The organism is Comamonas brasiliensis (genome assembly GCF_018292285.1).
In the GTDB taxonomy this organism is placed as follows: domain Bacteria; phylum Pseudomonadota; class Gammaproteobacteria; order Burkholderiales; family Burkholderiaceae_C; genus Comamonas; species Comamonas brasiliensis.
On the sequence record NZ_JAANES010000004.1, the window covers coordinates 494,976 to 520,379 of the forward strand.

Annotated in this window: 25 protein-coding genes; 14 read left to right on the forward strand and 11 right to left on the reverse strand. The window is 62.1% G+C overall.

Translation table 11 applies throughout. The annotated features are described in order from the left end of the window. Positions 1–2: 2 nt before the first annotated feature. The 3 genes from DJFAAGMI_RS18715 to DJFAAGMI_RS18725 all read left to right on the forward strand — a co-directional run bounded on the left by DJFAAGMI_RS18715 (position 3) and on the right by DJFAAGMI_RS18725 (position 1,985). On the forward strand, positions 3–377 hold the full coding sequence (locus tag DJFAAGMI_RS18715) for an AtuA-related protein (protein WP_211458269.1): 375 nt from the start codon (positions 3–5) through the stop codon (positions 375–377). Positions 378–444: 67 nt separating this feature from the next. Beyond that, positions 445–1,422 carry a Bug family tripartite tricarboxylate transporter substrate binding protein gene (locus DJFAAGMI_RS18720; protein WP_211458270.1) on the forward strand — a complete coding sequence of 326 codons (978 nt, stop codon included), beginning with the start codon at positions 445–447 and terminating at the stop codon, positions 1,420–1,422. Positions 1,423–1,499: 77 nt separating this feature from the next. Next, entirely contained in the window at positions 1,500–1,985 is a 486-nt protein-coding gene (locus DJFAAGMI_RS18725; protein WP_211458271.1) for an FKBP-type peptidyl-prolyl cis-trans isomerase, read from the forward strand. A 146-nt stretch (positions 1,986–2,131) separates the two neighbouring features. Here DJFAAGMI_RS18725 and DJFAAGMI_RS18730 read toward each other — a convergent pair whose 3' ends face one another. Next, positions 2,132–3,049 carry a phosphoribosylaminoimidazolesuccinocarboxamide synthase gene (locus tag DJFAAGMI_RS18730; RefSeq protein WP_003067010.1) on the reverse strand — a complete coding sequence of 306 codons (918 nt, stop codon included), beginning with the start codon at positions 3,047–3,049 and terminating at the stop codon, positions 2,132–2,134. A gap of 442 nt (positions 3,050–3,491) precedes the next feature. Between DJFAAGMI_RS18730 and hpf the strand changes: the two genes are divergently transcribed. The 3 genes from hpf to hprK all read left to right on the forward strand — a co-directional run bounded on the left by hpf (position 3,492) and on the right by hprK (position 5,475). Beyond that, entirely contained in the window at positions 3,492–3,851 is a 360-nt protein-coding gene (hpf, locus tag DJFAAGMI_RS18735) for a ribosome hibernation-promoting factor, HPF/YfiA family (RefSeq protein WP_211458272.1), read from the forward strand. Positions 3,852–4,007: 156 nt separating this feature from the next. Further along, positions 4,008–4,481 carry a PTS sugar transporter subunit IIA gene (locus DJFAAGMI_RS18740; RefSeq protein WP_003060344.1) on the forward strand — a complete coding sequence of 158 codons (474 nt, stop codon included), beginning with the start codon at positions 4,008–4,010 and terminating at the stop codon, positions 4,479–4,481. A gap of 34 nt (positions 4,482–4,515) precedes the next feature. Then, entirely contained in the window at positions 4,516–5,475 is a 960-nt protein-coding gene (hprK, locus tag DJFAAGMI_RS18745) for an HPr(Ser) kinase/phosphatase (RefSeq protein ID WP_003060345.1), read from the forward strand. Here hprK and DJFAAGMI_RS18750 read toward each other — a convergent pair. The 3 genes from DJFAAGMI_RS18750 to fur all read right to left on the reverse strand — a co-directional run bounded on the left by DJFAAGMI_RS18750 (position 5,472) and on the right by fur (position 8,880). Beyond that, the gene (locus DJFAAGMI_RS18750; protein WP_211458273.1) at positions 5,472–6,692 is read right to left on the reverse strand and encodes a DUF1501 domain-containing protein; all 1,221 of its coding nucleotides are present in this window, start codon (positions 6,690–6,692) and stop codon (positions 5,472–5,474) included. The two genes, hprK and DJFAAGMI_RS18750, sit on opposite strands and share 4 nt — an antisense overlap. A gap of 11 nt (positions 6,693–6,703) precedes the next feature. Continuing rightward, entirely contained in the window at positions 6,704–8,299 is a 1,596-nt protein-coding gene (locus tag DJFAAGMI_RS18755; protein ID WP_211458274.1) for a DUF1800 domain-containing protein, read from the reverse strand. A 155-nt stretch (positions 8,300–8,454) separates the two neighbouring features. Then, positions 8,455–8,880, reverse strand: coding sequence for a ferric iron uptake transcriptional regulator (fur, locus tag DJFAAGMI_RS18760; RefSeq protein WP_003060349.1), 426 nt, complete (start codon positions 8,878–8,880; stop codon positions 8,455–8,457). Between the two features lie 145 nt (positions 8,881–9,025). Between fur and DJFAAGMI_RS18765 the strand changes: the two genes are divergently transcribed. From DJFAAGMI_RS18765 to DJFAAGMI_RS18785, 5 genes are all read left to right on the forward strand, one after another. After that, positions 9,026–9,571 carry an outer membrane protein assembly factor BamE gene (locus tag DJFAAGMI_RS18765; protein WP_043004642.1) on the forward strand — a complete coding sequence of 182 codons (546 nt, stop codon included), beginning with the start codon at positions 9,026–9,028 and terminating at the stop codon, positions 9,569–9,571. 106 nt (positions 9,572–9,677) lie between these two features. Further along, the gene (dapB, locus tag DJFAAGMI_RS18770; RefSeq protein ID WP_043004643.1) at positions 9,678–10,511 is read left to right on the forward strand and encodes a 4-hydroxy-tetrahydrodipicolinate reductase; all 834 of its coding nucleotides are present in this window, start codon (positions 9,678–9,680) and stop codon (positions 10,509–10,511) included. Between the two features lie 60 nt (positions 10,512–10,571). Beyond that, entirely contained in the window at positions 10,572–11,231 is a 660-nt protein-coding gene (locus tag DJFAAGMI_RS18775; protein WP_211458276.1) for a MotA/TolQ/ExbB proton channel family protein, read from the forward strand. A gap of 11 nt (positions 11,232–11,242) precedes the next feature. Then, positions 11,243–11,686 carry an ExbD/TolR family protein gene (locus DJFAAGMI_RS18780; protein ID WP_211458278.1) on the forward strand — a complete coding sequence of 148 codons (444 nt, stop codon included), beginning with the start codon at positions 11,243–11,245 and terminating at the stop codon, positions 11,684–11,686. A gap of 280 nt (positions 11,687–11,966) precedes the next feature. Next, a complete protein-coding gene (locus DJFAAGMI_RS18785; protein WP_003060358.1) occupies positions 11,967–12,344 on the forward strand; it encodes an HPF/RaiA family ribosome-associated protein in 378 nt (125 codons plus the stop codon). 119 nt (positions 12,345–12,463) lie between these two features. On the opposite strand, the gene DJFAAGMI_RS18790 is transcribed toward DJFAAGMI_RS18785, so the two are convergent. After that, entirely contained in the window at positions 12,464–13,864 is a 1,401-nt protein-coding gene (locus DJFAAGMI_RS18790; protein WP_211458280.1) for an aspartate ammonia-lyase, read from the reverse strand. 300 nt (positions 13,865–14,164) lie between these two features. Continuing rightward, positions 14,165–15,097: a pirin family protein gene (locus tag DJFAAGMI_RS18795; RefSeq protein WP_211458282.1), complete on the reverse strand. Its 933-nt coding sequence runs from the start codon at positions 15,095–15,097 to the stop codon at positions 14,165–14,167. Positions 15,098–15,329: 232 nt separating this feature from the next. On the opposite strand from DJFAAGMI_RS18795, the gene DJFAAGMI_RS18800 reads away from it, so the two are divergent. Next, entirely contained in the window at positions 15,330–15,611 is a 282-nt protein-coding gene (locus DJFAAGMI_RS18800; protein WP_003060364.1) for a hypothetical protein, read from the forward strand. Positions 15,612–15,664: 53 nt separating this feature from the next. Here DJFAAGMI_RS18800 and DJFAAGMI_RS18805 read toward each other — a convergent pair whose 3' ends face one another. Next, positions 15,665–16,081: an OsmC family protein gene (locus tag DJFAAGMI_RS18805; protein ID WP_043004694.1), complete on the reverse strand. Its 417-nt coding sequence runs from the start codon at positions 16,079–16,081 to the stop codon at positions 15,665–15,667. Between the two features lie 415 nt (positions 16,082–16,496). Here DJFAAGMI_RS18805 and DJFAAGMI_RS18810 point away from each other — a divergent pair, with 415 nt between their 5' ends. Then, positions 16,497–17,705: a hypothetical protein gene (locus DJFAAGMI_RS18810; protein ID WP_249334513.1), complete on the forward strand. Its 1,209-nt coding sequence runs from the start codon at positions 16,497–16,499 to the stop codon at positions 17,703–17,705. 17 nt (positions 17,706–17,722) lie between these two features. Here the strand turns inward: DJFAAGMI_RS18810 and DJFAAGMI_RS18815 are convergent, their stop codons facing one another. The 3 genes from DJFAAGMI_RS18815 to tkt all read right to left on the reverse strand — a co-directional run bounded on the left by DJFAAGMI_RS18815 (position 17,723) and on the right by tkt (position 22,623). Then, positions 17,723–19,225, reverse strand: a complete 1,503-nt coding sequence (locus tag DJFAAGMI_RS18815; RefSeq protein WP_211458286.1) for a rhomboid family protein — start codon at positions 19,223–19,225, stop codon at positions 17,723–17,725. Between the two features lie 209 nt (positions 19,226–19,434). After that, the gene (gene gap / locus DJFAAGMI_RS18820; RefSeq protein WP_099739225.1) at positions 19,435–20,433 is read right to left on the reverse strand and encodes a type I glyceraldehyde-3-phosphate dehydrogenase; all 999 of its coding nucleotides are present in this window, start codon (positions 20,431–20,433) and stop codon (positions 19,435–19,437) included. Between the two features lie 141 nt (positions 20,434–20,574). Further along, positions 20,575–22,623 carry a transketolase gene (gene tkt, locus DJFAAGMI_RS18825; RefSeq protein ID WP_167008024.1) on the reverse strand — a complete coding sequence of 683 codons (2,049 nt, stop codon included), beginning with the start codon at positions 22,621–22,623 and terminating at the stop codon, positions 20,575–20,577. A 153-nt stretch (positions 22,624–22,776) separates the two neighbouring features. On the opposite strand from tkt, the gene DJFAAGMI_RS18830 reads away from it, so the two are divergent. Next, the gene (locus DJFAAGMI_RS18830) at positions 22,777–23,541 is read left to right on the forward strand and encodes a nucleotidyltransferase family protein (protein WP_211458287.1); all 765 of its coding nucleotides are present in this window, start codon (positions 22,777–22,779) and stop codon (positions 23,539–23,541) included. A 22-nt stretch (positions 23,542–23,563) separates the two neighbouring features. On the opposite strand, the gene DJFAAGMI_RS18835 is transcribed toward DJFAAGMI_RS18830, so the two are convergent. After that, on the reverse strand, positions 23,564–25,372 hold the full coding sequence (locus DJFAAGMI_RS18835; protein ID WP_211458289.1) for a flotillin domain-containing protein: 1,809 nt from the start codon (positions 25,370–25,372) through the stop codon (positions 23,564–23,566). Positions 25,373–25,404: the final 32 nt, after the last annotated feature.

Genomic DNA, 25,404 nt, shown 5'->3' on the forward strand with positions numbered 1-25,404 from the left:
GCATGCAGGACATGAACCAGGACATCCGGGTGCCGCTGGAGCAGGTGGCGCATACGCGCTCGGGCGACAAGGGCAATACCTCCAACATCGCCGTGTTTGCCTACGAGCCCGAGCTCTATGCGCTGCTCAAGCAGCAGCTGAGCGCCGAACGCTTCAAGGCCTTTCATGGCCCGGCCATCACCGGCGAGGTGCTGCGCTACGAGGCCGATAACCTGCACGCGCTGAACTTCGTTGCGCACGGTGCACTGGGCGGCGGCGTCTCGCGCAGCCTGTCGGTGGACAACTACGGCAAGGCATTGTCGGCGGCCATCCTGGGCTTCGAGCTGTTCGTCCCCGCTGCGCTGGCGCCGCTGCTGCACCGCCGTGCACCGGGCTGAACTGGCGCCGACATCCAGTACGGGCATCCGCCGCATATTCCATAAAACACCACCAGGAGACACCGCAATGACCTCGCATCTGTTTCGCGCCGTGGCTGCCGCGCTGGCCATGGCGGCCTGCACGGCCGTGGCCTTCGCGCAGGCCCCCGCCTATCCCGCCAAGCCCGTGCGCATTGTCGTGCCCTATCCGGCAGGAGGCACCACGGACATCATCGCGCGGCTGGCGGCGGCCCAGCTGTCCGAGCGGCTGCGCCAGCCCTTCGTCGTCGAGAACCGGGCCGGCGCCAGCGGTGCCATAGGCTCGGTGGCCGTGGCCCAGGCCGCCGCCGACGGCTACACCCTGGTCATGGGAACGGCCAGCTCGCACGGCATCAACTCGGCGCTGCAGAAGAACCTGCCCTATGACGCCGTCAAGGACTTCGCGCCCGTCACCGTGGTGGCGAGCACGCCCAACATCATCGTGGTCCATCCCAGCGTCCCCGCGCGCACCCTGGGCGAGTTGCTGGCGCTGGCCAAGGCCAGGCCCGGGCAGATCAACTTCGGCTCGACCAGTCCAGGCGGCTCTCCGCACATGAGCGCCGAGCTGCTCAAGATGATGGCCGGCGTGGACATGACCCATGTGCCTTACAAGGGCGCATCGCCCATGCTCACCGATCTCATGGGCGGGCAGATACAGGCCGGCTTCGACAACCTGCCGTCCACCATCGCCTTCGTGCGCAGCGGCAAGCTGCGGGCGCTGGCCGTGACCACGGCACAGCGCTGGCCCGGGGCGGCAGACATCCCCACCGTCGCCGAAAGCGTGCCCGGCTACGAGGTCTCGGGCTGGTTCGGCCTGCTGGCGCCTGCGGGAACGCCCAAGGCGGTGCTGGACACGCTGCAGACCGCAGTCGCCCAGGCCGTGCGCGACCCCGAGGTGACCCGGCAACTGCGCAACCTGGGCGCCGAGCCCGTGGCCAGCAGGCCCGAGGTCTTTGCGCAGCAGATCCGCGCTGATGTGGACAAATGGCGCGGCGTGGTTAAGGCCACGGGCGTGACACTGGAATAGCCCGAGTCGTCGACAATGGCAGCTTTGCGCGATGCCTGACTCGGGTTCAGGCTCCGCCCTACTCGAAATCCATTGTCATGAACATCACCAAAGACACTGCCGTCACCATCAACTACAAGATTCACGAGCTGCTCGCGGGCGGCGTGGCCGTCAAACTGCTGGACAAGGGCGATGTGGCCTATCTGCACGGCGGCTATGACAACATCTTCGCCAAGGTCGAAGCCGCTCTGGACGGCAAGCAAAAAGGCGATACCGTGACCGTGGACCTGGCCGTGGCAGACGCCTTCGGCGAGCGCGACGAAAGCCTCAAGCGCACCATTCCCAAGGGCGAATTCCCTGCGGGCGTGAAGGTGGGCGGCCAGCTGCGCGGCACCAATGACCAGGGCCTGCCCCAGATCTACAACGTGGTGAAGATCAAGGGCCCCGTGGTGCTGCTGGACGGCAACCACCCTCTGGCCGGCCTCGCGCTGCGCTTCAGCGCGGTGGTCAACGAGGTGCGTGAGGCCTCCGAAGAAGAAATTGCCCACAAGCACGTGCACGGCGGTAACGGTCACCACCACTAAAAACATAGCTGCCAGCGTATGTAAATAAAGGATTTCAGCATTATTTCTAGCTGAAATCCTTTATCTGAAAGCGCAAGCAGCTATCAAAACAAAAAGGCCCCCGGATTTCGGTTCCGGGGGCCTTTTGTTTGCTCGGGGCTGATCGCTCAGGCGGTCAGGCGATCCAGCGCTTCGCGGTACTTGGCCGCCGTCCTGTCGATCACTTCCTTGGGCAGGCGGGGCGCGGGAGCCTTCTTGTCCCAGGCCTTGCCGTTGACCTGCGCCTGCTCCAGCCAGTCGCGCACGAACTGCTTGTCGTAGCTGGGAGGATTCTCGCCCTTGGCCAGCGCGTCCTCGTAGCCTTCCACAGGCCAGTAGCGCGAGCTGTCGGGGGTCAGCACCTCGTCCATCAGCACCAGAGTGCCGTCTTCGGTCAGGCCGAACTCGAACTTGGTGTCGGCAATGATCATGCCCTTGGTCAGCGCGATCTCGGCCGCTTCCTTGTAGATGCGGATGGCGGTGTCGCGGATCTGGGCAGCGAGCTGCTCGCCCACCATTTCCACGGTGCGCTCGTAGGTGATGTTTTCGTCGTGATCACCCATTTCGGCCTTGGCCGCAGGGGTGTAGATGGGCTCGGGCAGCTTGGCTGCGTTGGTCAGGCCGGCGGGCAGCTTCACGCCGCAGACCGATTGCGATTCCTGGTATTCCTTCCAGCCGCTGCCGGCCAGATAGCCGCGCACCACGGCTTCGATCAGCACGGGCTTGAGGCGCTTGACCAGCATGGAGCGGCCCTCGACCTGCTTGACTTCCTCGGGCTTGACCACGGACTCGGGAGCTTCGCCGGTCAGGTGGTTGGGGCAGATATGGCCCAGCTTGTCGAACCAGAACAGCGCCATCTGCGTCAGCAGCACGCCCTTGCCGGGAATGGGCTCGCCCATGATCACGTCAAAGGCAGACAGGCGGTCCGAGGCCACCATCAGGATGCGGTCATCGCCCACGGCGTAGTTGTCGCGGACCTTGCCGCGCGCGAGCAGGGGCAGCGAAGCAATGTTGGAGGTATGCAGGGCGGAGGGCTGGGTGGTCATGGTCGAGATAGGGGCTGTCAGGCAATTCAGGCGTGCAGTCGGTCAGCAGGCGCCTGAAAGCCCAAGGGGCTGCCAGCGTCGCAGGCCCGAGAGGCGGCTGCGTAAAAACGCGATTTTAATGGCGCAGGCAGGGGTTTGGACGGTCACGGTCTTTGCCAGCGCGCGCCTGCCGCGATCGAGGCCCTGGGGCATGCAGGCGTATCCCTTGCATGCGGGCCAAAGCCACTCATTGTGGCGTCAAAACCGGCTGTCATCAAACCGTCAAACAAGGCCCCTGGCGAGCCTGCGCTATCCCGGTCATTTCGTTGCCTTTGGCCTGGGGCGGGCGCATAGTGGATTCACAGCAAAGACGAATGCGCATTCCGAACTGCCAGGCTGCGGCACAGCCATCAGGCGCTGTGAAACCGCAGTGATTTCACCGAGAGCTAAGGAGTGTTTTGTTATGAATTTGACGATTAGCGGGCATCACCTGGAGGTCACTCCCTCGCTGCGCAGCTATGTCATGGCCAAGCTGGAACGCATTCTCAGGCACTTCGATCAGGTCGTGGACGTGAAGGTGCTGCTCACAGTCCACAAGCAAAAGGAAAAAGACAAACGACAGCGCGCCGGTTGCACAGTGCGCGTGAAAGGGCAAGACTTGTTCGTGGAGACGCAGCATTTCGACCTCTATGCCGCCGTGGACGCCCTGGCCGACAAACTCGACCGTGTGGTGATGCGCTACAAGACTCGTCAACAAGGCCCGCGTGCCACAGCCAAGCGACTGGATTCCGGCGGCTCGCAGTTGGTGCAGGTGTCAGGTTGATGAAAGCGAGGCGCAAGCCCAGCGTTTGCGCCGGTTTGTTGCAGGGCTGTCGCCTTGTTACAACGCTAAAAGTGCCGCCCTACGGGGCGGTTTTTGATGGTGATCAGGGTTTCCCCACGGTTTTCAGCGCTGCGGTGCATAATTGTTGATCACACCATGAATCGCCTAGCTTCTATCCTTCCCGCCGCTCAAGTGCTTGTGAGCGTTGATGTCACCAGCAAGAAACGCGCTTTCGAGGAAGCGGGTTTGCTCTTTGAGAGCTTGCATGGTCTGTCTCGTGCCCTGATCACCGATAGCCTGTTCGCACGCGAACGTCTGGGCTCTACCGGTCTGGGGCATGGAGTTGCCATTCCCCATGGCCGCATCAAGGGCCTGACGGCCCCCATGGCGGCGGTGTTCCAGCTTGCCAGCCCGATCGGCTTCGACGCGCCTGACGAGCAGCCGGTCGGCCTGCTGATCTTCCTGCTGGTGCCCGAAGCGGCGACGCAAAAGCATCTGGAAATCCTGTCCGAGATCGCCGAGCTGCTCAGCGACAGCCAGTTGCGCGAGCGCCTGAAGTCGTCCACCGATGCGCAGCAGCTGCACGGCATGATCGACAGCTGGCAGTCGTCCATCACCTCCCAGGCCTGAGTTCTGGCTTCTTTTTGACTGACAGGGCCTTGCCATGAGACCCAGCGCCATCAGTGCCGACGTATTGTTCGAGGCATTTCGCAATTCCAGCCTGCGCTGGCAGTGGATAGCGGGGCTGGGTGCTTCCGAGCGCCGCTTCGACGAGATGGCCGTGCGATCGGCCCGCTCGGGCGCCGATCTGGTGGGCTACCTCAACTACATCCACCCCTACCGGTTGCAGGTGCTGGGCGAGCGTGAAATCGCCTACCTGACCAACGCCACTTCGCAGGACTGCCTGCGCCGCATTGCCCGCATCGTCACGCTGGAGCCGCCGGTGCTGGTCCTGGCCGATGGCCAGGACGCGCCCGACGAACTGATCTCCATGTGCGAGCGCGCGCACATCCCGCTGTTCTCTACCAAGGAGCAGTCGGCCTTCGTCATCGACGTGCTGCGTGCCTATCTGTCCAAGCATTTCGCCGATCGCATCACCATGCACGGCGTGTTCATGGATATTTTGGGCATGGGCGTGCTGATCACGGGCGAATCGGGCCTGGGCAAGAGCGAGCTGGGGTTGGAGCTGGTCACGCGCGGCAATGGCCTGGTGGCCGACGATGCGGTGGATCTGTACCGCATCAACCAGACCACGGTCGAAGGCAAATGCCCCGAGCTGCTGCAGAACCTGCTCGAGGTGCGCGGCATCGGCCTGCTCGATATTCGCGCCATCTTTGGCGAGACGGCGGTGCGCCGCAAGATGCGGCTCAAGCTCATCGTGCATCTGGTGCGCAAGGAAACCATGGAGCGCGAATACGAGCGCCTGCCCGCCGAGCCGCTGACCCAGGACGTGCTGGGCGTGCCCGTGCGCAAGGTGGTGATTCAGGTGGTGGCAGGCCGAAATATCGCCGTGCTGGTAGAAGCCGCGGTGCGCAATGCCATCCTGCAGCTGCGCGGTATCGACACCTACCAGGAATTCGTGATGCGCCACCGCCGCGCCATGGAGAGCGGCGAGTCGTTCTAGACCAGCTGCAGCCTGCCGGGCTGCGAGGCCGGGAAGATCTGCTGCAGCTGCGCTGCGTTCAGGCCGTACATGCGCGCGAACAGGTCGCCGAGCAGGGTGCGGTATTCGTTGAGCACGGGGTAGTCGCGGTTCTGGAACAGCGCTTTTTCGGTCACTTCGATCTGCTCGCCAAGCACCTTGCCGCCGGCCTGGGCCGACAGGCCGCCGCCGAGAAACCAGTAAGCCGTGCCATGGCCGTGGTCCGTGCCCTTGTTGCCGTTTTCGCGGAAAGTGCGGCCGAACTCGCTGATCACCGCCACCACGGTATGGCGCCAGGCCTCGGCTCCCATGGATTCGGCGAACGTCGCCAGGCCCTGGCTCAGATCGCTGAGCCGGTTGGCCAGATTGCCACTGGCGGCTCCCTGGTTGACATGGGTGTCCCAGCCTCCGATATCGACAAAGCCGAGGTCGAACTGCTCGCGCATCAGGTGGGCCATGCGCTGGGCTACCAGGCTGAAACCCTTGGCGCTAATGGCATTGCGCCCGGCCTGGTCCATTTCCTCCTGCATGCTGCGCTGCACGGCACGCTGTACCGCAAAGCCTTCGCGCACCGGGACTTCCAGGCTCGAGCCCTGGTACATGGAGGCAATGATCTGGCTGCGCTGCTCGTCGACGGCCGTCTTGCGTACGGAGGCCAGCGCCATATTCGCCACCTGGGCGCTGCCGCGCAGACATAGCGGCAACTGGGCGGTAAACGCCATGGGGCTGAGGCTTGTCCGGCTCTGGCTGTCGGCTTGCAGCACCCGGGTCAGCCGGTTCAGAAAGCCGCTCTGAAAGCTCTTGCCGCCTTCTTGCGGCTGTCCCAGCTCGATCGAGTCCTGGGTTTCGAAATGGCTGCGGGAGAGGTCGTTGCTGCCCGCAAATGGTACAAAGCAGGCCTGGCCCTGCTCATACAAAGGCAGCAGACTGGTTTGCAATGCAGGGTGCAGCCCCCATTGAGGGGTCAGGGCCAGGGCGCCGTCGGCCGATCCCGGGCGCGCGATGGCGATGCTGGGCCTGGCCCGATAGTAGAAGTCGCTATGAGTAGGCACCAGCAGGCTGTTGCAATCGTAGGCGCCGCGCAGGAAGACCAGCAGAAAGCGGGGCGAGCTGCTTTGCAAGGGTGTGGCAAGGCCCTGGCCCAGATGACAGACCAGCGGCAGGGCTGCGCCGAGGCTGAGAAATTGACGTCTTTGCATGGCTGCCATCCTTAGCGGTACATCATTTCGGGGGCGGAGAGGAAAAAGCTGTTCCAGTCCGCCGGATTCCTGGTCTGGGCCAGTGCGGTGCGTGTGGCTGCGCCAAGCGCCGGCACGCGAGCCTGGACGCTGCTGCGTTTGCCGAGTTCGGGGTAAGGCGGCTTTTCCAGGGGCTGCTGGGGGCCGCTGCGAAACAGCAGGGCACCCCGGCTACCGATCTGTCTGGCCACATCGAAGCGGGCATTCATCTGGCCGGAACTGGACCAGTCCGACTGGGCCAGGGGGTAGCCGTCCGGCGTTTCGTGGCCGTACAGAGGCTGCCCCAGCTGGTTGAGCCAGTTCTGTACCGGGGACACATCGCTGGCCACGCGCTGGTCATAGGCCAAGCGTGTGGCACCCAGCACATAGTGGACCGGGTCCTTGAAGCGTTGGCCGAATTGCTGAGCCTGCGGGTCGCTCAGCAAGGTCGCCAGCGTGACGGCAATATCACCGTGGCTGCGCTCGAAGGCCTGTGCCGCATGGTCGATTACGGCAGGGGCCGGGTTGTCTCCCAGAAAATAGACCGACAGCTTGCGCGCTATGAACTTTGCGGTGACTGGCGAAGCCACTATGCGGTCTATCGCCTCGTTGACCTGGGCCAGGCCGCTTTTCTCAAGCGGCCTGGCCAGCAATACCTGGGGTGTGTAGTCGTGGCGGTTTGGGTTGAATTCGAAGAAGCCATGGCGCACATAGTCACCCTGGCGTTCGGGGCGCAGCTTGGGCGGCGGAGCATCGGCCTCCCGGGTGCTGAAGCCCACACCAGTCAGCACATGGGCCATGGCCTGCACATCGGCCTGGGTGTAGCCGCTGCCCACGCCCATGGTGTGCAGCTCCAGCAGTTCGCGCGCGTAGTTCTCGTTGATGCGGCCGGCGGCATTGCTGGCGTTGTCCAGATACAGCAGCATGGCCGGATGACGCATGCTGGCGGCCAGCAGCTCGCGGAACTTGCCCAGCGCATGGGGGCGAATGGCCTGTTCCTCATAGTCGCCCACCCACATGCGTACATCGCCCTTGCGGGTACTGACATTGAAGTGATTCATCCAGAACCAGGTCATTTGCTCCTGCAACTGGTGGGGCGAGTAGAGCGCGCGCCAGATCTGGCGCTTCTGGGCTTCGGCACCCAGCTGATTGAGCTGGCGTTGCAACTCGCTGCGCAGTTTGGTGGCTTCCTCAGGATCCTGGCTATTGCGAATGGCCAGACGCTGGTCGGCAATCTCGCGCTGGATCTGCGCCATGGGCTTCTGACTGATGCTCAAGGCATCGATGTGCTGCTGCACCTCGGCCGGCATGGGCGCGGTGGAGGGGCTGAGCTGAGCGGCCAGCCAGCGCTTGAGGCCTTGCTGCTGCAGCTGGGCGGCATCATGGTCGGTTGCACCCCAGGTGACCCGGTCCAGCCATTGCTGGCTTTGCAGCGCGCTGGTCCTGCCGGGCAAGGAGCTGCTGCTCAGCACCTCCAGTACCTCAGGACTGGCGCGGCCTGACGTCGTGGACAGCGGCGCGCAGGCGGTCAGGGCGACGGCAGCCAGACAGAGCAGGGTCTTGGTGGGTGAAAAGTGCAGCAGCCGCATGGACCAAGCCTCCTCAAGAGCGGGAATGACTGCAGCATAAGCAGTCCGGCTCGATATTGGTTTGAGGCCTGGTGCAGCTATGTAAAGAAGTCCTCTCCAAATGTAAAAAGGGCAAGACATCTGCATGTCTTGCCCCGGAGTTCACGCTCGCGCCCTTACTTGGCGGCGCGTGTGGCGCACTCGGCGCACTGGCCATAGAGCGCCATGGAGTGATCCTGAATCACCCAGCCCTTTTCCTTGGCGATCAGGTTCTGGCGTTTCTCGATCTCGGCGTCATAGAACTCCTCGACCTTGCCGCAGCTGGTGCAGACGAAGTGGTCGTGGTGCTGGCCTTCGTTGAGCTCATAGACGGCCTTGCCGCTTTCGAAGTTGCTGCGGATCAGGATGCCGGCCTGCTCGAACTGGGTCAGCACGCGGTAAACGGTGGCCAGGCCAATATCCGAGCGCTCGTCCAGCAGCACGCGGAACACGTCTTCGGCCGTCATGTGGCGTTGGGCGCCCTTCTGGAAGATTTCCAGGATCTTAAGACGCGGCAAAGTGGCTTTGAGGCCCGTGCTTTTGAGTTCATCAATATTTTTCATGTCGGCATCTCTTGGTGGACTACGGGCACATGGAAGGCTGGAATCACTTGTTGGAAGAAGCTTTACACGGGGATAAAGGGAATCTCCAAGTGCCTCCGGGGCCTGCCGCTACAATGAACCCGATCATATCCCTATGCCATTACCCATGCATGTTCAAGCCCGTAGCCGCGCAGGTCTGGCCCTGACGTTGGCAATCGCAGCGGCACTGGCCGGCTGCAACAGTATCGACGGCGCCGCGCACCGTGTCGCAAATGCCGTCACTCCCTACAAGGTCGATGTCGTGCAGGGCAACTTCGTGTCCAAGGAGCAGGTCGAGGCCTTGCAGCCCGGCATGAGCCGTCAGCAGATTCGCGACATTCTGGGCACACCCCTCGTGACTAGCGTGTTCCACGGCGATCGCTGGGAATACGTGTTCACCATCAATCGCCCCGGCGTGGAGTCGCAGATTCGCAAGCTCACCGTCTTCTTCAATGGCGATGCCTTTGCGCGCGCCGAAGGGGACGAGATGCCTTCCGAGTCCGACTTCGTGGCCAGCCTCAAGGGCATGAAGGGCACGCCCAAGGTTCCGCAGCTGGAAGCCAGCGAAGCCCAACTGGCCAAATACCCTGCCCGCAACAACAGCGAAGCCGAGCAGGCTGCGGCCAATCTGCCGCCTGCTGCCACCAGCTATCCACCGCTGGAATCGCGTTAAGCACAAAACAGGCTGTTCCCCGCTTGTAGAAAGCGGTGGATGCTCTCTTTTTATGACGGCCCGGACGCACTCCTGCCGTCTATTCATTTGACCGAGTGATAGCGCCATGACCGCATCCACCACCCATTCCTCCACTCCCCAGCGCGTTGCCGTGGCGGGAGCATCCGGCCGCATGGGCCATATGCTGATCGAAGCGATTCTGAACAGCAGCGACTGCGTGCTGGCTGCGGCGCTGGATCGTGCGGACAGCCCTGCCATCGGGACCGATCCCTCGGCCTTTCTGGGCAAGCCCAGCGGCCTGAAGATCGAAAGCGATGTGCGCGAGGCCCTGTCCAAGGCCGATTGCCTGATCGACTTCACACGGCCCGAAGGCACGCTGGAGCATCTGGCCGTGGCGGCCGATCTGGGCGTGGGCGTGGTCATCGGCACCACCGGCTTCAGCGATGAACAGAAGGCGCAGATCGCCGAGTTTGCCAAGCAGACCTCCGTCGTGCTGTCGGCCAATATGAGCGCTGGTGTGAACGTCACCTTCAAGCTGCTGGAAATGGCCGCCAAGGCGCTGAAGGAAGGTGGCTACGACATCGAAATCGTCGAAGCCCACCACAAGCACAAGGTCGATGCCCCCTCGGGCACGGCCCTGAAGATGGGCGAGGTGATTGCCGAAGCCCAGGGCACCAAGCTGGCAGACCGCGCCGTGTATGAGCGCTTCGGCCACACCGGTGAACGCAAGGCCGACAGCATTGGCTTTGCCACCGTGCGCGGCGGCGATATCGTGGGCGATCACACCGTGCTGTTTGCCGGTACTGGCGAGCGCATCGAGATCTCGCACAAATCCAGCAGCCGTGCCGGCTATGCCACTGGCAGCCTGCGTGCCGTGGCCTATCTGGCCGACAAGAAGACCGGCCAGTACGATATGTACGATGTGCTGAAGCTGCGCTGATCGCGCAATTTGCAAAGGGGCCGTGATGGCCCCTTGCTGTTTCTGGGAGCGAGGTGAGAGATGTCTGCAGGAATGTGGCAATGGCTGGCAGAGGGCGATGCGGTCACATGGGCCACGGCGGCCCTGATGCTGCTGATGTCCGTGCTCAGCTGGGTGGTCATTCTCTACAAGCTCTGGTTCATGGCGGCAGCCCGCCGCAGCGTGCCGCAGGCCGTGGCCGCGTTCTGGCAGATGCCTGATCTGACCCAGGCACTGGCGCAGGTCAGGGCGCGCGACAGGCAAGGTCTGGTGCAGTCCATGGCTGCGGCCGTGGAGCAGGGCAGCGGTGCCGATCAAGGCTCTCTGGAGCAGCGCGCTGCTCCGGGCCAGCGCCTGATGCGCAGGCTGCGCGAGGCCCTGGGCCAGGCATCGACCCAGTTGCAATGGGGACAGACCTTGCTGGCCACCATCGGCGCGACAGCGCCGTTCGTGGGCCTGCTGGGTACGGTATGGGGCATTCATCATGCGCTGGGCACGCTGGCTGGCAGTGGTCAGGTCGACATCGCCCAGCTCGCGGGGCCCGTGGGTGAAGCCCTGGTCATGACGGCTGCCGGTCTTGCCGTCGCCTTGCCGGCCGTGCTGGCCTATAACCTGCTGGGCCGCTCGGCCAGCCAGCTGGAGGCTGTCCTGGAAGGGTTTGCCCATGACCTGCATGCCCAGTTCGGGGCGCAGGCTTCCTGAGGGACAGCGCCATGGCATTCGGTCGCATGAGCCACCGTGAGGGGGCACAAACCCCGATCAACACCATCAACGTCACGCCACTGGTCGATGTGATGCTGGTGCTGGTCGTGATCTTCATTCTGGCCGCTCCCATGCTGGCTGCCAGCTTGCGCGTGCAACTGCCCAAGGCGCAGGCAGCAGTGAAGCCGCTCGCAGTGAGCAAGAGCGATGCCTTGATGGTCGAGGTCAGCCCTGCCGGCGAAATCTGGATTCGGGGTGTCGTGACGGATGATGCTGCAGTGCAGCAGCAACTCGAGGAGCAGGGACGCCGCAATCCTCAGGCCGAGGTGCAACTGCGCGCAGACACCAGCGTGCCTTATGGCCGCGTGGTGCAGGTCATGGGCTGGGCCCACGCGGCAGGTCTGACGCGGATCGGCTTTGTGGCCGAGCCTGAATCGAAGGCTGGCAGTAACTGACGACCCAAGGCGTAAAAACGCCTACTTTTTGCAAGTCACGGGCCAGAATTTTTTTGCTCTGGCGCAAGGGCAAAGCTCGCCGAACATACCCTTGTTGCTATCTCTTTCAAATCGCTGCGAAGCAGCCTCCACAATGGTCAAAGCCCCTGTCCATGGCTGGCGTAAAAAGCCCTGATGGGCAGAACAAGGTTCTGGCGTTACGATGTTTTCGCCTGCCTTTAGGGCACCCCTACAGATTTCGCCGCAGCGGTTGCGGCATTTGGTGACTAGGAGGATTTGCATGCAAGTACAGGTTCATGCCGACGATTCCATCCAGGGTGGAGAGTCTCTGGCTCAATGGGCGCAGGAGGAGATCAATGCCAAGCTGGCCCGCCTGAAGGAGTATGTGGTGCGTGTGGAGGTCTTTCTCACGGGCGTTGATGCCCTGAAGACCACGGGCGGCCCAGGCAAACGCTGTGTGCTCGAGACCCGGGCCACAGGTCGCCCTCCCATTGCAGTGAACGCGGAAGCCGAAAAGGTCAAGGAAGCCTTCAGCGCCGCGATTGAAAAGCTCAAACGTGCGGTGGAAACCGATCTGGGCAAGCTCAAGGACAAGAATCTGCGGGAAAGCGTGCGCGGCGTGGATGACCCCAGTGACGAAAATGCCGCCGTGGCTTGAATGAGGTGTTTTGGGCTTGGTGCGTCTTGAATGCAGGCGCCCCAAGCATGTGAAACCCTGCCAATCAAAAAGGGCATGTTCATGACGAACATGCCCTTTTTTGCTGCTCGGTCGCCTGCTTATGCGGCAGTCAAGGCGCCAGCCCGGGTCAGCTTGTCGGCGACCAGCAGTTTGTTCATGTCGAGCTGGCTCATGATGCCCAGCTCCTCCGCCACCACGGCAATCCGTTTGCCGTTGGCGATGGCGGTCTTGGCAATCCTGGCGGCCTTTTCATAGCCGATCAGCGGGTTCAGCGCCGTCACCAGCGTCACCGATTCGGCAATGCGGGCATCCAGCAGCGCCTCGTTGGCCGCAATGCCTTCCACACAGTTGGTCTGCAGCGTCTTGCAGGCGCTGTTCAGGTGGCTGAGGCTCTTGTGCAGGGCCCAGGCCATCAGCGGCTCGAAAGCGTTGAGCTGCAACTGACCGGCCTCCACGGCCATGGTGATGGCGGCATCGTTGCCGATCACCTCAAAGCAGACCTGGTTCATCACCTCGGGGATTACGGGGTTCACCTTGCCGGGCATGATGGACGAGCCAGCCTGGCGCGCTGGCAGTTTGATGTCTGCCACACCCGCTTGAGGGCCCGAAGAGAGCAGACGCAGGTCGTTGCTGATCTTGGACAGTTTGACGGCAATACGCTTCAAGATGCCGGAAATGTCGGCAAAGGCGCCGGTGTCGCCGGTGGCGGCGATCAGGTCTGCTGCCTTGATCACGGGCACGCCCGAGATTTCCGCCAGCGCCTTGATCACGGCGTCGGTGTAGCCCACGGGGGCGTTGATGCCGGTGCCGATGGCCGTGCCGCCCATGTTGACCTCGGTCATCAGATAGGCGGATTCGCGCAAACGCTTTTCATCGTCGGCGATCATGGCTGCAAAAGCCGAGAATTCCTGGCCCAAAGTCATGGGCACGGCATCTTGTAATTGTGTGCGGCCGATTTTCAGGATATGGGCGAATTCGCCGGCTTTGGCTTCGAAAGCAGAGCGCAACTCGGCCAGGGCGATCAGCAGCTTCTGGATGCCAGCATAGGTGGCGAGCTTGACGGCCGTGGGATAGGAGTCGTTGGTGGACTGCGATGCATTGACATGATCGTTGGGGTGGATCACGTCGTAGCTGCCTTTGGGCAATCCCAGGTGCTCGAGTGCACGGTTGGCGATCACCTCATTGGCGTTCATATTCGTGGAGGTGCCGGCGCCGCCCTGGATCACATCGACCACAAACTGCTCGTGCAGCTGGCCGGAAATCAGATCATCACAGGCTTGGGAGATGGCGGTGGCTTGTTTGAGATTGATGGCGCCAAACTGCAGATTGGCCTGGGCCGCTGCCTTTTTGACAAAGGCAAACGCGCGGATCAGCTCGGGCATGTGCGCGACCGAGTGACCGGTGATGGGGAAGTTCTCCACTGCGCGTGCGGAATGAACACCCCAGTACGCGTCGGGAGGGATGGTTTTGATGCCAATGAAGTCATGTTCTTGACGCATCGATCTGCTTTCTTTGCAAAGTTGAATTGGCCACCGACCCAAGGACAGGACGTGGCAACGCCCTGGATGAAAAAGCGGCGGTCGCAATCTCGTGGCCAGGGCGTTGGCTGGATTATGAAAGCTAGGTGTGCATGAGTCCAAACGTTTCATGCATAACGTCAGGGCTGTGATCTCTTGCAGAAGATGTGTTGCGCCTAAATGCTTTCAAAAGCCATCAAAATTCGCAAAGATGGTTCTATTCATCTGCTCGGAAAATTCAATCCGCACCAATTTGGTGCGAATTGAAACAGGGTCAGATGCCTATCTGGAGGCGCGCAGGCTGACGCCAGCCAGCGACGGAGAGTGCAGGGACTTCAGTGCCGAGGCCACGGGCCTGCCGAAACGGCGTGGCTGGCCGTTGACGAGTTCTGCATCCGTGGCGGCCTCTGCCTCCCACTGCTTCTGGGCCTGTTGCATCTCTTCGGTGGTGCGGGCCACAAAGTTCCACCACAGCAAGATGGCCTCATCCATGGGTTCGCCGCCGATGATGATGAGGCGGCTGCCAGGCGTGCACTCCAGCTGCACCTCCCGGGTGCCGACGGGCAGATAGATCAGTTCCTGGGAGGGCAGCACCTGGCCTTCCACCTTGACTTCGCCTGACAGGCTCATCACCGCATGTTCAAAGTCGGCGCGCAGGGGCATGGTCGCGAGCGACTGGTTGGCCGTGCCGCAGGCCAGCAGGTCCACGCCCATTAGCGGGGAATGGACTTCTGCGGGGGCCGTCAGGCCAAGGGCTTCTCCGGCCAGCACGGTCACGGCAAAGTCGCCGATCTCGGTCCTGGGCAGGTCGGGGTAGTGCTGGAAGCGGGGCGCTATATCGCGATGGCTGTCGGGCAGGGCAATCCACAACTGGGCCGCATGCACGCCCAGTGTCTGAGCTTCTTCGGAATGGGCAATGCCGTGGCCGGCCGTCATCAGATTGACCTGGCCGGGCCGGATGATCTGCTCGCTGCCCAGGCTGTCGCGGTGCAATACCTCGCCCTCGATCATCCAGGTGAAAGTCTGCAGCCCGATATGGGGATGGGGGCCGACCTGCATGCCGGGAGGAGGTGGGAGGGCCGGGCCGGCGTGGTCGAGGAAGCACCAGGCCCCTACCTTGCGCAATGCCGCCTGCGGAATGGCACGGTGGATGGAGATGCCGCCGACATCGGCTATACGGGTGGGAAGGCGTTGTAAGTTCTTTGATTCACTCATGACAAATCCTGACGGCGAGGGGATTCGAGTGTCAGGGATATGCAGTATTCGCGCAATCCGACGGCAGAATGCAGCAGCGCCTTGCACGCAGTTACATCACTGTGAGGATTCAGCCAATCGGCTGACAAGGACTCCGCCCGGAGTCGGCTAACTTAAAGGCGTAGGCCGCTAGCAGTGGCTTTCACGCGGCGCTTTCGTGCGCAGCGACCTAACAACTGCAGGAGGAATCAACATGAACGAACACAGCACTCAAGGCAACCAGATCTCGGCAGTCGAGATCCAGCTGTATCCCGAACACTTTGCCGCCCGTGTCACCGGCAAGGTGGAGCACCGTGTCGGAGATGGCCCGTCCGAGCAGATTCCCATGGGCATAGAGATGAAGGTCGATACCGCCATCGCCAGCTACGTGCTGTCCTGGGTCGATCCTGAGGACCAGCAGCCCGAAACCGCATCGCTGGCCAAACGCGAGTTCGAGCACTATGTGGAAGTGGGCGCGCTGGAAGTATCGGTGTAATCAAGTTACACGCGCCAGCGACCAAGGCCCTGCAGGTGACTGCAGGGCTTTTTTCATGCCTGCGCGGCTTCGGTCAAGGCGGTGGGAATGGAAACCTTGCCTTCCAGCAGCTTGTGCACGGGGCAGGCATTGGCAATCTGCAGCAGGCGCTGGCGCTGCTCGTCGTCCAGCTCGCCATGCAGGGTGATGCTGCGCGTGATCTGGTTGGCATCCGCGGGCTTGCCATCGGGGTTGAGCTGCAGGTCCACATCGACATGGCTTAGCGGCCACTGCTTGCGACCCGCGTACATATGCAGGGTGATGGCCGTGCAGGCTCCCAGGGCCGAGAGCATCAGCTGCATGGGGTTGGGGGCGGAGTCGGCGCCGCCATCATTCACGGGTTCATCGGCATGCCAGACATGGCCTTGGGCATCGGTCAGGGTGATGCGGTACGGGGTGGGGCTGCTTTGTGCGTGTGCGCTGTGAATCATTCGCTGCTTCTCCATAAAACCTGTACCACTTTAAGCGCTGCCTGCAATTCTTGCAGTCGTATCCGTTATCGGTTCAAGGCGGTTTGGCAGGTCGGCTTGGCTGCAAAAGCATTTACGGGGTTTCTGGCAAGAGAAAAAAACAATATGCCGGTGGTTTATCGGTATTTGAATTCAGGGCGAATTTCTACCGCAGAATTCCGCAATGATCCGATTTCAAAGAAAAATCGGGCAATACCAGAGCGGATTCGGTCATTGCAAGCAGGCTTGCAAATGACTCATCAAACCGAGAGTGGGAGAACAGGCATTGAATTCGATACGTGGTGTTCACCAAAAAGGTGATTCTTCCGAGTGGAAAATCCCTCCGTTCTGGCAAAAGCTCAATAGCTTCTTCTTGTTTCCCCTGCAGACAGAGCCTTTGCTCTATGCATTGCTGCTGTCGGCATGCAGTTATGGGCTGATGTTCGGGTGGATGGGGGCTGTGTTCGTGGGTCTGGGCTTGATGCTGGCCGTCAGCCGCTATGCATTCAAGGTTTCGGCACTCGCCTCGCGTGGAATTACCCATAGTTCCGATTTTCGGTCCAGTCAGGTCGATGAAGACTGGAAATGGCTACCCTGGAAGTTTTTCGGGGTACTCGTCGTTTTCGGAATCTTTGTGGGCTTTATGGCAACCCGCAGCCTGACCTTGGGAGTGATTGCCAATCTGCTGGTGGCCTTCCTGATTCCTGCCACCTGGATGGTGCTGATCAATACCAATAGCCTGAGCTCGGCCGTTAATCCCTTCGAGCTGCTGGCGACGATTTTTGGTATCGGCAAGTCCTATCTGCTGCTGTGCTTTTTTCTGTTTCTGCTGCAGCAGGGCTCGCCCATGGTCCTGGCGATGCTGCTCAAGGTTGCGGCGCCCGGACTGGTGCTGCCCCTGGTGAGCTTCGTGATGATTTATTTCAGCTGGGTGATGGCGGCCATGATCGGCTATGTCATGTACCAGCACCATGCGGCTTTGGATATCGATCCCGTGCAAGCGCCCGAGGGGCCTGCGACCGTGCAGATCGACCCTGCGGCCCTGGAGGCCAAGCGCCGCGATGCGCTGGTGGCCAGACTGGTGCAGGACAACAAGATGGACGAGGCTGTTAACCAGGCCCGCGAATGGCAGCGGGAGGACTATGAGAGCCTGCCCGATTGCCGCCGCTACTTCCGGGTACTCAAGCTGACCGAACGCGCGGATGCCCTGGCGGAGCTGGGCCAGCGTTTCATTCCCATGCTGCTCGCCCAGCAGCGCGCCAGCGAGGCCCTGGAGGCCTGGGTGAGCTGCGTCAAGCGCAAGCCGGACTTCAAGCCCGACTCGGCCCAGCTCAGTTACGAACTGGCACAGCAGGCCTGGAAGGCCGGCAAGCCCAGGTATGTGCTGATACTGGCCAAGGATTTTGAAAAGCGCTTTGCCGGCAGTACTTTGATTCCGCCCATGCTGGAGCTGGTGGTGCGCGCTTACAAGCAGGGTTTGGAGCAGCCCATGCAGGGGGTGTCGGTGTACATGCGCATGAAGCAGCACTTTCCCGAGCACGCGAGCACCCAGGAAGCGCAGTGGGTGTTGCGTGATGAGCTGCAGGAGCTGGAGGCCAAGACCTGAGAGCGGCAAGGCGTTGGCTAGTGCTGCTGTGCCAGCCAGCGCGTGAGAGCTTCCTCGGGGGCCGATTGCTGCAGTACGGGCAGCCAGGCTTTGGCATCCTGAATGCGTCCGGCCTGGGCCATGCCGTTGACCAGCAGCAGCAAGCTTGCCGGCCATTGGGGATGGTCTGCCAGCTTGTGCAGCGAGCGGCATAGTTTTTCGGCCTCGGGCAGGGCTCCCAGGCGCACGAAACTGCGCACCAGGCCATGCATGGTGTCCGCGCTCATGCGCATGCCGGGCTGGGCGCGCTGCTGATAGCTGCGATAGCTGGCCAGCTGCAGCTGGCGTTCGGCGTCCGTGGTGGCCGGCAGCTTGAAGATGCGTCGCGCTGCAGCATGAAAGTCCTCGCTGGCGGGCTGATGGCGCGAGCTTTCAAACCAGGCCCGCAGAATGGCCGGGTCCGAGGGGGCCAGACGTGCCGCTTCGCGCCAGGCCGGAGCGGCGCGGCCAAATTCCAGCGCATCGGTATGGCGCTGGGCCCGGGCCACGGCCTCGGCCAGCGGCCGGGCGGCGGCCTGGGCCTGCTCTTCTTCGTTGACCGGCGCAGCAACGGTCTGCAGTCGCATATAGCTCCACATCAGCAGGCTGCCCGCCAGCAGGCCGCCAAAGTGGGCCATATAGGCCACCTGCTTGCCGCCCAGCAGATGCTGCAGCAACTCCACCCCCATCCAGACCGGCAGCATGATCAGGGCCGGCCAGCTTGCATAGTTGAAGTAGAACAGCAGCATGTAGAAGAAGCGGATGCGCCGCATGCGGTACATCACCGCATACATGGCCATGAGGGCCGAAATCGCACCCGATGCCCCCAGGCCGTAACCGCCCATGCCGGCATAGAACATCAGCGCGAACAGCGAGGCGCCGATGCCGCCGATCACGTAGAAGGCCAGATAGGTGAAGGCCCCCAAAGCCAGCTCCAGGGTGAAGCCGAACAGGAACAGAAACACCATATTGCCCAGCAGATGACTGGTGCTGCCATGCAGAAAGATGGAGGTGAAGGCCTGCAGGGGCTGCCAGCCGGCACCATTCTCATAGCTCATGGACCAGCGCTCGGTAAAGCTGCCGCGCGGCTCGTGGGGCGCGAAGGTGGCACGTGCAGCCTGCCACTGCGCATGGCGCGGGTGGCTGGCGGTGATGACCTGGCCGTACAGCAGGCGCTGACGGAATTTCTTCTCCTGCCACAGCAGCGCATAGAGCTGGGCATAGGCCTTGTGCTGATAGAGCTTTCGCACGGTCTGCAGCGTGTGCTGGTCGAAGCGCTTGCTGCCCTGGGCGACTTGTTCCTCCAGATAGTTCAGGAACGGTGGCAGCTCCAGCGTCGGCAAGGCGGTCTGGGCATATTGCTGGGCCGCCTTTTCCACGGCATGTTCCTCGGGCGCCTGCCAGCCCCAGAAGATCACGCAGTTGATGATGATGAGCAGCACCGTCATCCAGGGCGGCGAGCGCCAGGAAGGCTTGTTCTCAAGAGGAATCGCAATAAACATGGCGGCCTTGTCCGAGGAAGTGGCAGCGCTTCAGCTCTTGGGCGCCGGTGGCAGCTGCGTGTTACAAATGTATCCGAGACATGCTCCGGCCGGCTCCAGTCTTGCGGAATGAAAAAAAGCCAGCATGGCGTCCCATGCTGGCTTTTTGATAGCTGTCATCGCTTATCTGGTAAGCGATTGGGCCTTTTTCGGCAGGTAATCCTTGAGGATTACTTGGCCACCACGCGTACCATTTCCAGGCACTTGTTGGAATAGCCCCACTCGTTGTCGTACCAGGACACGACCTTTACAAAGGTCTTGTCCAGGGCGATACCGGCTTCGGCATCGAACACGGAGGTGCAGGTTTCGCCGCGGAAGTCGGTTGCGACGACCTTGTCTTCGGTGTAACCCAGCACGCCCTTCAGAGCGCCTTGGGACTGGGCCTTCATTTCGGCGCAGATTTCTTCGTAGGTGGCTTCGCTGTTCAGCTCCACGGTCAGGTCAACCACGGACACGTCGGAAGTGGGCACGCGGAAGGACATGCCGGTCAGCTTCTTGTTCAGCTCGGGGATCACCACGCCCACGGCCTTGGCAGCGCCAGTGCTGGAGGGAATGATGTTTTCCAGAATGCCGCGGCCGCCGCGCCAGTCCTTGTTGGAAGGGCCGTCCACGGTCTTTTGCGTGGCGGTCGCTGCGTGCACGGTGGTCATCAGGCCGCGCTTGATGCCCCACTTGTCGTTCAGCACCTTGGCCACGGGAGCCAGGCAGTTGGTGGTGCACGAAGCATTGGAGATGATGGCCTCGCCCTTGTAGGTGGCGTGGTTCACGCCGAACACGAACATGGGGGTGTCGTCCTTGGAGGGAGCGGACAGGATGACCTTCTTGGCGCCTGCGTCTATGTGCTTCTGGGCGGTTTCCTTGGTCAGGAACAGGCCGGTGGACTCGATCACGATGTCGGCGCCGACTTCATTCCACTTCAGGTTGGCGGGATCGCGCTCTTGGGTCAGGCGGATCTTCTTGCCGTTGACGACCAGGGTGTTGCCTTCGACAGAAACTTCACCGTCGAAACGACCGTGCACGCTGTCGTACTTCAGCATGTAAGCCAGGTAGTCGGGCTCCAGCAGGTCGTTGATGCCGACGATTTCGATGTCGGAGAAGTTTTGCACTGCGGAACGCAGCACGTTGCGGCCAATGCGGCCGAAGCCGTTGATACCAACCTTGATCGTCATAGTTGCCTCGTAGATAGTGAGTAATGAAAAACCGGAGCGGATTGTGCCCGGACTCGGCACCCTGGGCCTGGTCCGGATGGCTGAGGACTGCGGGTGAGCAAACTTCAGCCGGAAAAAAGGGGCACGAGGCCCCTTTTGCGCTTACTTGCCAGCGTTCTGCAGGGCGACCTGCACGGTGTCGGCCACATTCTCGGCGGTGAAGCCGAAGTGCTTGAACAGCACGCCTGCGGGGGCGGACTCACCGTAGGTGTCGATACCGACCACGGCGGCGCAGCCGTACTTCCACCAGAAGTCGGTCACGCCCATTTCCACGGCGATGCGGGGCAGGCCGGCGGGCAGCACGGCCTTCTTGTACTTCACATCCTGCTTGTCGAAGGTCGTGGTGCTGGGCATGGAGACCACGCGCACGGCGATCTTGCGTTCGGCCAGCTGCTTCTGGGCAGCCAGAGCCAGCTGCACTTCGGAGCCGGTGGCGATGATCACGGCCTGAGCCTTCTTGCCCTTCAGGCCCACATCCTTGGGCTCGGAGAGCACATAGGCGCCGCAGGCGATGTCGTCCAGCGCGTCTTCGCTCTTGGGCGAGTAAGCCAGGTTCTGGCGGCTCAGCAGCATGGCTGTGGGCTTGTTCTTCTGGCTCAGGGCCACGGTCCAGGCCACGGCGGTTTCCGTGGTGTCGGCGGGGCGCCACACGTCCAGACCGGGGATCAGGCGCAGGGAAGCGGCGTGCTCGATGGACTGGTGGGTGGGGCCGTCTTCGCCCAGGCCGATGGAGTCGTGCGTGAAGACATGGATCACGCGCTGCTTCATCAGAGCCGCCATGCGGATGGCGTTGCGGCTGTAGTCGGAGAAGGTCAGGAAGGTGCCGCCGTAGGGGATGAAGCCGCCGTGCAGCGCCACACCGTTCATGATGGCTGCCATGCCGAACTCGCGCACACCGTAGTTGATGTGGCGGCCGATCTGGCCTTCTTCGGTCTTGACCACGGCACCCTTGTCGTCCACGCGGAAAGAGGGTGTGGACTTGGTGTTGGTCAGGTTGGAGCCGGTCAGGTCGGCAGAGCCGCCCAGCAGTTCGGGCAGAGCGGCTGTCAAGCCTTCCAGGGCCAGCTGGCTGGCCTTGCGGCTGGCCACGGTGGCGCCGGCGTCATGGGCGTCGGAGGCGATCTTGGCGGCGATTTCACCGAAGTTGGCGGGCAGATCGCCAGCCATGCGGCGCGTGAACTCGGCGGCTTGCTCGGGGAAGGCGGCCGTGTAGGCAGCGAACTTCTCGTTCCAGGCGGCTTCGGCCTTGGTGCCCAGATCCTTGGCGTTCCAGTCGGTGTAGACGTCGGCAGGGATCTCGAAGGGGCCGTAAGTCCAGCCCAGAGCCGCGCGGGTCAGTGCAATTTCTTCGGCACCCAGAGGTTCGCCGTGGGCCTTGGCCGTGTCCTGGCGGTTGGGCGAGCCCTTGCCGATATGGGTCTTGCAGCAGATCAGCGTGGGCTTGTCGGCGCTCTTCTTGGCAGCGGCGATGGCCTTGTCCAGGGCGTCCACATTGTGGCCGTCCACGGCGCGGATCACGTTCCAGCCGTAGGCTTCGAAGCGCTCGGGCGTGTTGTCGATGAACCAGGGGGTCACCTTGCCGTCGATGGAGATGCCGTTGTCGTCGTACAGGGCGATCAGCTTGTTCAGCTTCCAGGCACCGGCCAGGGCGGCGGCTTCATGCGAGATGCCTTCCATCAGGCAGCCATCGCCCAGGAACACATAGGTGTGGTGGTCGACGATCTCGTGCTTGTCCTTGTTGAACTCGGCAGCCAGCAGCTTTTCAGCCAGTGCAAAGCCCACGGCATTGGTGATGCCCTGGCCCAGAGGGCCGGTGGTGGTTTCCACGCCGGGAGTGATGCCCACTTCGGGGTGGCCGGCAGTCTTGCTGTGCAGCTGACGGAAGTTCTTCAGCTCTTCGATGGGCAGGTCGTAGCCGCTCAGGTGCAGCAGCGCATAGATCAGCATGGAGCCGTGACCGTTCGACAGAATGAAGCGGTCGCGATTGGCCCAGTGAGGGTTCACGGGGTTGTGCTGGAGGTGGCGGCTCCACAGCGCTACGGCCATGTCGGCCATGCCCATGGGGGCACCGGGGTGGCCGGAATTGGCTTGTTGAACGGCATCCATTGCGAGTGCACGGATTGCATTCGCCATATTTTGAGTGTTGGCCATCAGGGCGCTCCGAAAAGGAGGGGTAATTCTGCTAAGCCCGTCATTTTAATGGAGGCCCAATTTTCGCAGGCGGGATGCGGGTCAATGCTCTACAGTGCAACCCCAGAAACAGGTGTCTTGCGCACCTCAAACCGTGTTGAAAAGCTGATTGCAATGACTGTAGAAAACGCTGTTTCCCTCCTGGTGCAACCCCCTGCAATGCTGCTGGCCGCAGGCCGGGGCGAGCGCATGCGGCCGCTGACCGATGTCACGCCCAAGCCGTTGCTCAAGGTGCAGGGCGTGCCGCTGCTGCAGTTGCACATGCAGGCGCTGCTGGCTGCCGGCGTGCCGCGAGCCGTCATCAATACCGGCTGGCTGGGGGCGCAGATTCCCGCGTATTTCGGCGATGAATTTGTGCCGCAGCCCGATGGGTGCGCGAGCGCGAAGCTATTGCTTTCCTATTCGGAGGAGCCCGAGAAAGCCTTTGAAACCGCTGGCGGAATCAGCCGCGCCCTGCCGCAGCTGGACCGGATTTTCTGGCTGGCCGCAGGTGATGTTTATGCGCCGGATTTCAGCTTTGCGGTGCAGGATGCCCAGGCGTTTGCCCAAAGCGATGAACTCGCTCACCTGTGGCTGGTGCCCAATCCTGCGCACAATCCGCGCGGCGACTTTGGCCTGGGCGAGGACGGCAAGGCACTGGATCTGCCTGCCGACGACGGGCGACCAAGCTACACCTACAGCACGATTGCGCTTTTGAAAGCCGAGCTGTTTGCATCACCGTGGTTCGATGTGCAGCCCGGAAACCCCGAAGGCCTGCGCGCACCGCTGGCACCGCTGCTGCGCCGCGCCATGCAGCAAGGCCGGGTGGGGGCCTCGCTATACACCGGCCGCTGGGTCGATGTCGGAACGCCCGAGCGACTGGCCCAGCTCAATCAATGAGCCCCTGGGCCGGGCCAGGTTCTCAAATCTGCCTCATGGGCAGCACGGTTTGGGAGGGCATAGCCGTGGCTTCGGTGGGTGTGAGGGCACTGCCTGCCAAAGCAGGTGCTGTCTGCGCCAGTGCGCTGCTGTCCGGCGTGGAGAGCATGCCGGCCAGGCTGTGAGCCATGCCCGTGATGCCTTCGTTGGACAGGCCTGCGTCCTTCATTACTGCATCCACGATCGGTTTTGCGATTTGGTATTGCAGTGCCGAGTTCATGACCTGCTCAGGAAACGTGCCCTGTGACGCGCTGGAATGAGATTGGCCGGAGCCTCCGGTGCCGGGCATGCCGCCCACCTGCACGAGGCGGATGGACTCGATCTTTTCCATCGGGCGTACGGCCTCGGCCAGGATCTGGGGCAACTGATGCAGCAGCTGGGTTCGCACCTGCAGATCGATCTGGGCTGCCGACAAGGTGTTGAGGGCCTCGTTGATCGCGCGTTTGCCTTCCGCTTCGGCCAAAGCGGCCGCTTGGCGCGCCCGGGCTTCGATGGTCAGAGCCTCGGCACGGTCCATGGCCGCCTCTTTTTCGGCGGCTGCCGAAACCTTGACGGCAATTGCGTTCTGTTCGGCCTCTTTGGAGGCCTCGATCAGCTGAATGTCTTTTTCGCGTTCGGCGACGGCCACCTGGCGAGCCGTGTTGACGGCTTCCTCGGCCTTGACCGCGTCGGCTCGGGCCAGGTTGGCTGCGGCATCGGCATCGGATTGTTCGCGTGATTTGGTCGAGATGGCAATTTGCGTGTCCTGGCGTGCGATCTCGACTTGTTTGCGCTGCTCGGCACGTTTGGTTTCCGTGTGACGTTCCAGCTCGATTTCACGGGTCTGGATGACCAGGTTCTTCTCGATTTCGGCAGCCCGGATTTCGCGTTCAGCCTCGATGCGCTGCTGACTGACCTGGCGCTCGGCCTCGATGCGTTGCTGGCTGACTAGTCGTTCGGCATCGATCTTGGCGCCTTCGGCATCGCGATTGCGTTCGGCTTGCTGCGTGGCGATCAGGGCCGACTGTTCTGCACGCGTGTTTTCGATCTCGCGCTGTTGGGACAGCGTGGCAAATTCCTGATCTTTCTCGATCGTGAGCTTCTGGCGCGTGGCATCAAGATTCTTGGTGCGCACCTGCACTTCTGTGTCCTGCTCGACGTCGTTGCGCTGTTTGCGGCGCGCCTCGGTTTGCTCCGTCAGGCGTGTCAGACCTTCTGCATCGAATGCGTTGTTGGGATTGAAGAATTGCTTGTCGGTTTGATCCAGGCTTGTCAGGGATACCGATTCCAGTTCCAGGCCGTTCTTCTCCAGGTCTTCGGCCACTGCGTTCTGCACAGCCTGCACGAAGTCCCTGCGCATGTCCTGCAGTTCCTGAATGGTCATGGTGGCGGCAGTAGCGCGAAGCGAGTCGACAAACTTGTCTTCGACCAGGGTCTTGAGCTCGTCGGGGCTCATGGTGCGTGTCCCCAGCGTTTGCGCTGCAATGCTCACCGCCTCTTCGGTCTGCTTGACGCGTACGAAGAAAGCCGCGGTCACGTCCACACGCATGCGGTCCTTGGTGATCAGACTTTCCCGCTCACGACGTTGTACTTCGAGCTTGAGCGTGTTCATGTTGACCAGCACGCGCTCATGGAATACGGGCAGCACGATGGCGCCGCCATCCATGATGACTTTCTGCCCACCCAGGCCTGTGCGCACGAAGGCTATTTCCTTGGTCGAACGCTTGTACAGCCGAGAGAAGATGATGCCGATGGCCAGCAGCGCCACTAAGACAACGGCAGTCATGATGCCCAGGTCTATCAGGTTGTTCATTTGCTAACTCCCCCGAGATGGTTGTGAATATT

What these genes read in the sequence shown, in the direction of transcription:
- gap (WP_099739225.1), bottom strand. Translation starts at nt 20,433, where the DNA reads ATGACGATCAAGGTTGGTATCAACGGCTTCGGCCGCATTGGCCGCAAC.
- DJFAAGMI_RS18790 (WP_211458280.1), bottom strand. Translation starts at nt 13,864, where the DNA reads ATGCGTCAAGAACATGACTTCATTGGCATCAAAACCATCCCTCCCGAC.
- DJFAAGMI_RS18730 (WP_003067010.1), bottom strand. Translation starts at nt 3,049, where the DNA reads ATGACCACCCAGCCCTCCGCCCTGCATACCTCCAACATTGCTTCGCTG.
- DJFAAGMI_RS18795 (WP_211458282.1), bottom strand. Translation starts at nt 15,097, where the DNA reads ATGAGTGAATCAAAGAACTTACAACGCCTTCCCACCCGTATAGCCGAT.
- DJFAAGMI_RS18815 (WP_211458286.1), bottom strand. Translation starts at nt 19,225, where the DNA reads ATGTTTATTGCGATTCCTCTTGAGAACAAGCCTTCCTGGCGCTCGCCG.
- DJFAAGMI_RS18725 (WP_211458271.1), top strand. Translation starts at nt 1,500, where the DNA reads ATGAACATCACCAAAGACACTGCCGTCACCATCAACTACAAGATTCAC.
- DJFAAGMI_RS18715 (WP_211458269.1), top strand. Translation starts at nt 3, where the DNA reads ATGCAGGACATGAACCAGGACATCCGGGTGCCGCTGGAGCAGGTGGCG.
- DJFAAGMI_RS18830 (WP_211458287.1), top strand. Translation starts at nt 22,777, where the DNA reads ATGACTGTAGAAAACGCTGTTTCCCTCCTGGTGCAACCCCCTGCAATG.
- DJFAAGMI_RS18750 (WP_211458273.1), bottom strand. Translation starts at nt 6,692, where the DNA reads ATGCAAAGACGTCAATTTCTCAGCCTCGGCGCAGCCCTGCCGCTGGTC.
- DJFAAGMI_RS18775 (WP_211458276.1), top strand. Translation starts at nt 10,572, where the DNA reads ATGTCTGCAGGAATGTGGCAATGGCTGGCAGAGGGCGATGCGGTCACA.
- DJFAAGMI_RS18755 (WP_211458274.1), bottom strand. Translation starts at nt 8,299, where the DNA reads ATGCGGCTGCTGCACTTTTCACCCACCAAGACCCTGCTCTGTCTGGCT.
- dapB (WP_043004643.1), top strand. Translation starts at nt 9,678, where the DNA reads ATGACCGCATCCACCACCCATTCCTCCACTCCCCAGCGCGTTGCCGTG.
- fur (WP_003060349.1), bottom strand. Translation starts at nt 8,880, where the DNA reads ATGAAAAATATTGATGAACTCAAAAGCACGGGCCTCAAAGCCACTTTG.
- DJFAAGMI_RS18805 (WP_043004694.1), bottom strand. Translation starts at nt 16,081, where the DNA reads ATGATTCACAGCGCACACGCACAAAGCAGCCCCACCCCGTACCGCATC.
- tkt (WP_167008024.1), bottom strand. Translation starts at nt 22,623, where the DNA reads ATGGCCAACACTCAAAATATGGCGAATGCAATCCGTGCACTCGCAATG.
- hpf (WP_211458272.1), top strand. Translation starts at nt 3,492, where the DNA reads ATGAATTTGACGATTAGCGGGCATCACCTGGAGGTCACTCCCTCGCTG.
- DJFAAGMI_RS18740 (WP_003060344.1), top strand. Translation starts at nt 4,008, where the DNA reads ATGAATCGCCTAGCTTCTATCCTTCCCGCCGCTCAAGTGCTTGTGAGC.
- DJFAAGMI_RS18780 (WP_211458278.1), top strand. Translation starts at nt 11,243, where the DNA reads ATGGCATTCGGTCGCATGAGCCACCGTGAGGGGGCACAAACCCCGATC.
- DJFAAGMI_RS18765 (WP_043004642.1), top strand. Translation starts at nt 9,026, where the DNA reads ATGCATGTTCAAGCCCGTAGCCGCGCAGGTCTGGCCCTGACGTTGGCA.
- hprK (WP_003060345.1), top strand. Translation starts at nt 4,516, where the DNA reads ATGAGACCCAGCGCCATCAGTGCCGACGTATTGTTCGAGGCATTTCGC.
- DJFAAGMI_RS18835 (WP_211458289.1), bottom strand. Translation starts at nt 25,372, where the DNA reads ATGAACAACCTGATAGACCTGGGCATCATGACTGCCGTTGTCTTAGTG.
- DJFAAGMI_RS18800 (WP_003060364.1), top strand. Translation starts at nt 15,330, where the DNA reads ATGAACGAACACAGCACTCAAGGCAACCAGATCTCGGCAGTCGAGATC.
- DJFAAGMI_RS18785 (WP_003060358.1), top strand. Translation starts at nt 11,967, where the DNA reads ATGCAAGTACAGGTTCATGCCGACGATTCCATCCAGGGTGGAGAGTCT.
- DJFAAGMI_RS18720 (WP_211458270.1), top strand. Translation starts at nt 445, where the DNA reads ATGACCTCGCATCTGTTTCGCGCCGTGGCTGCCGCGCTGGCCATGGCG.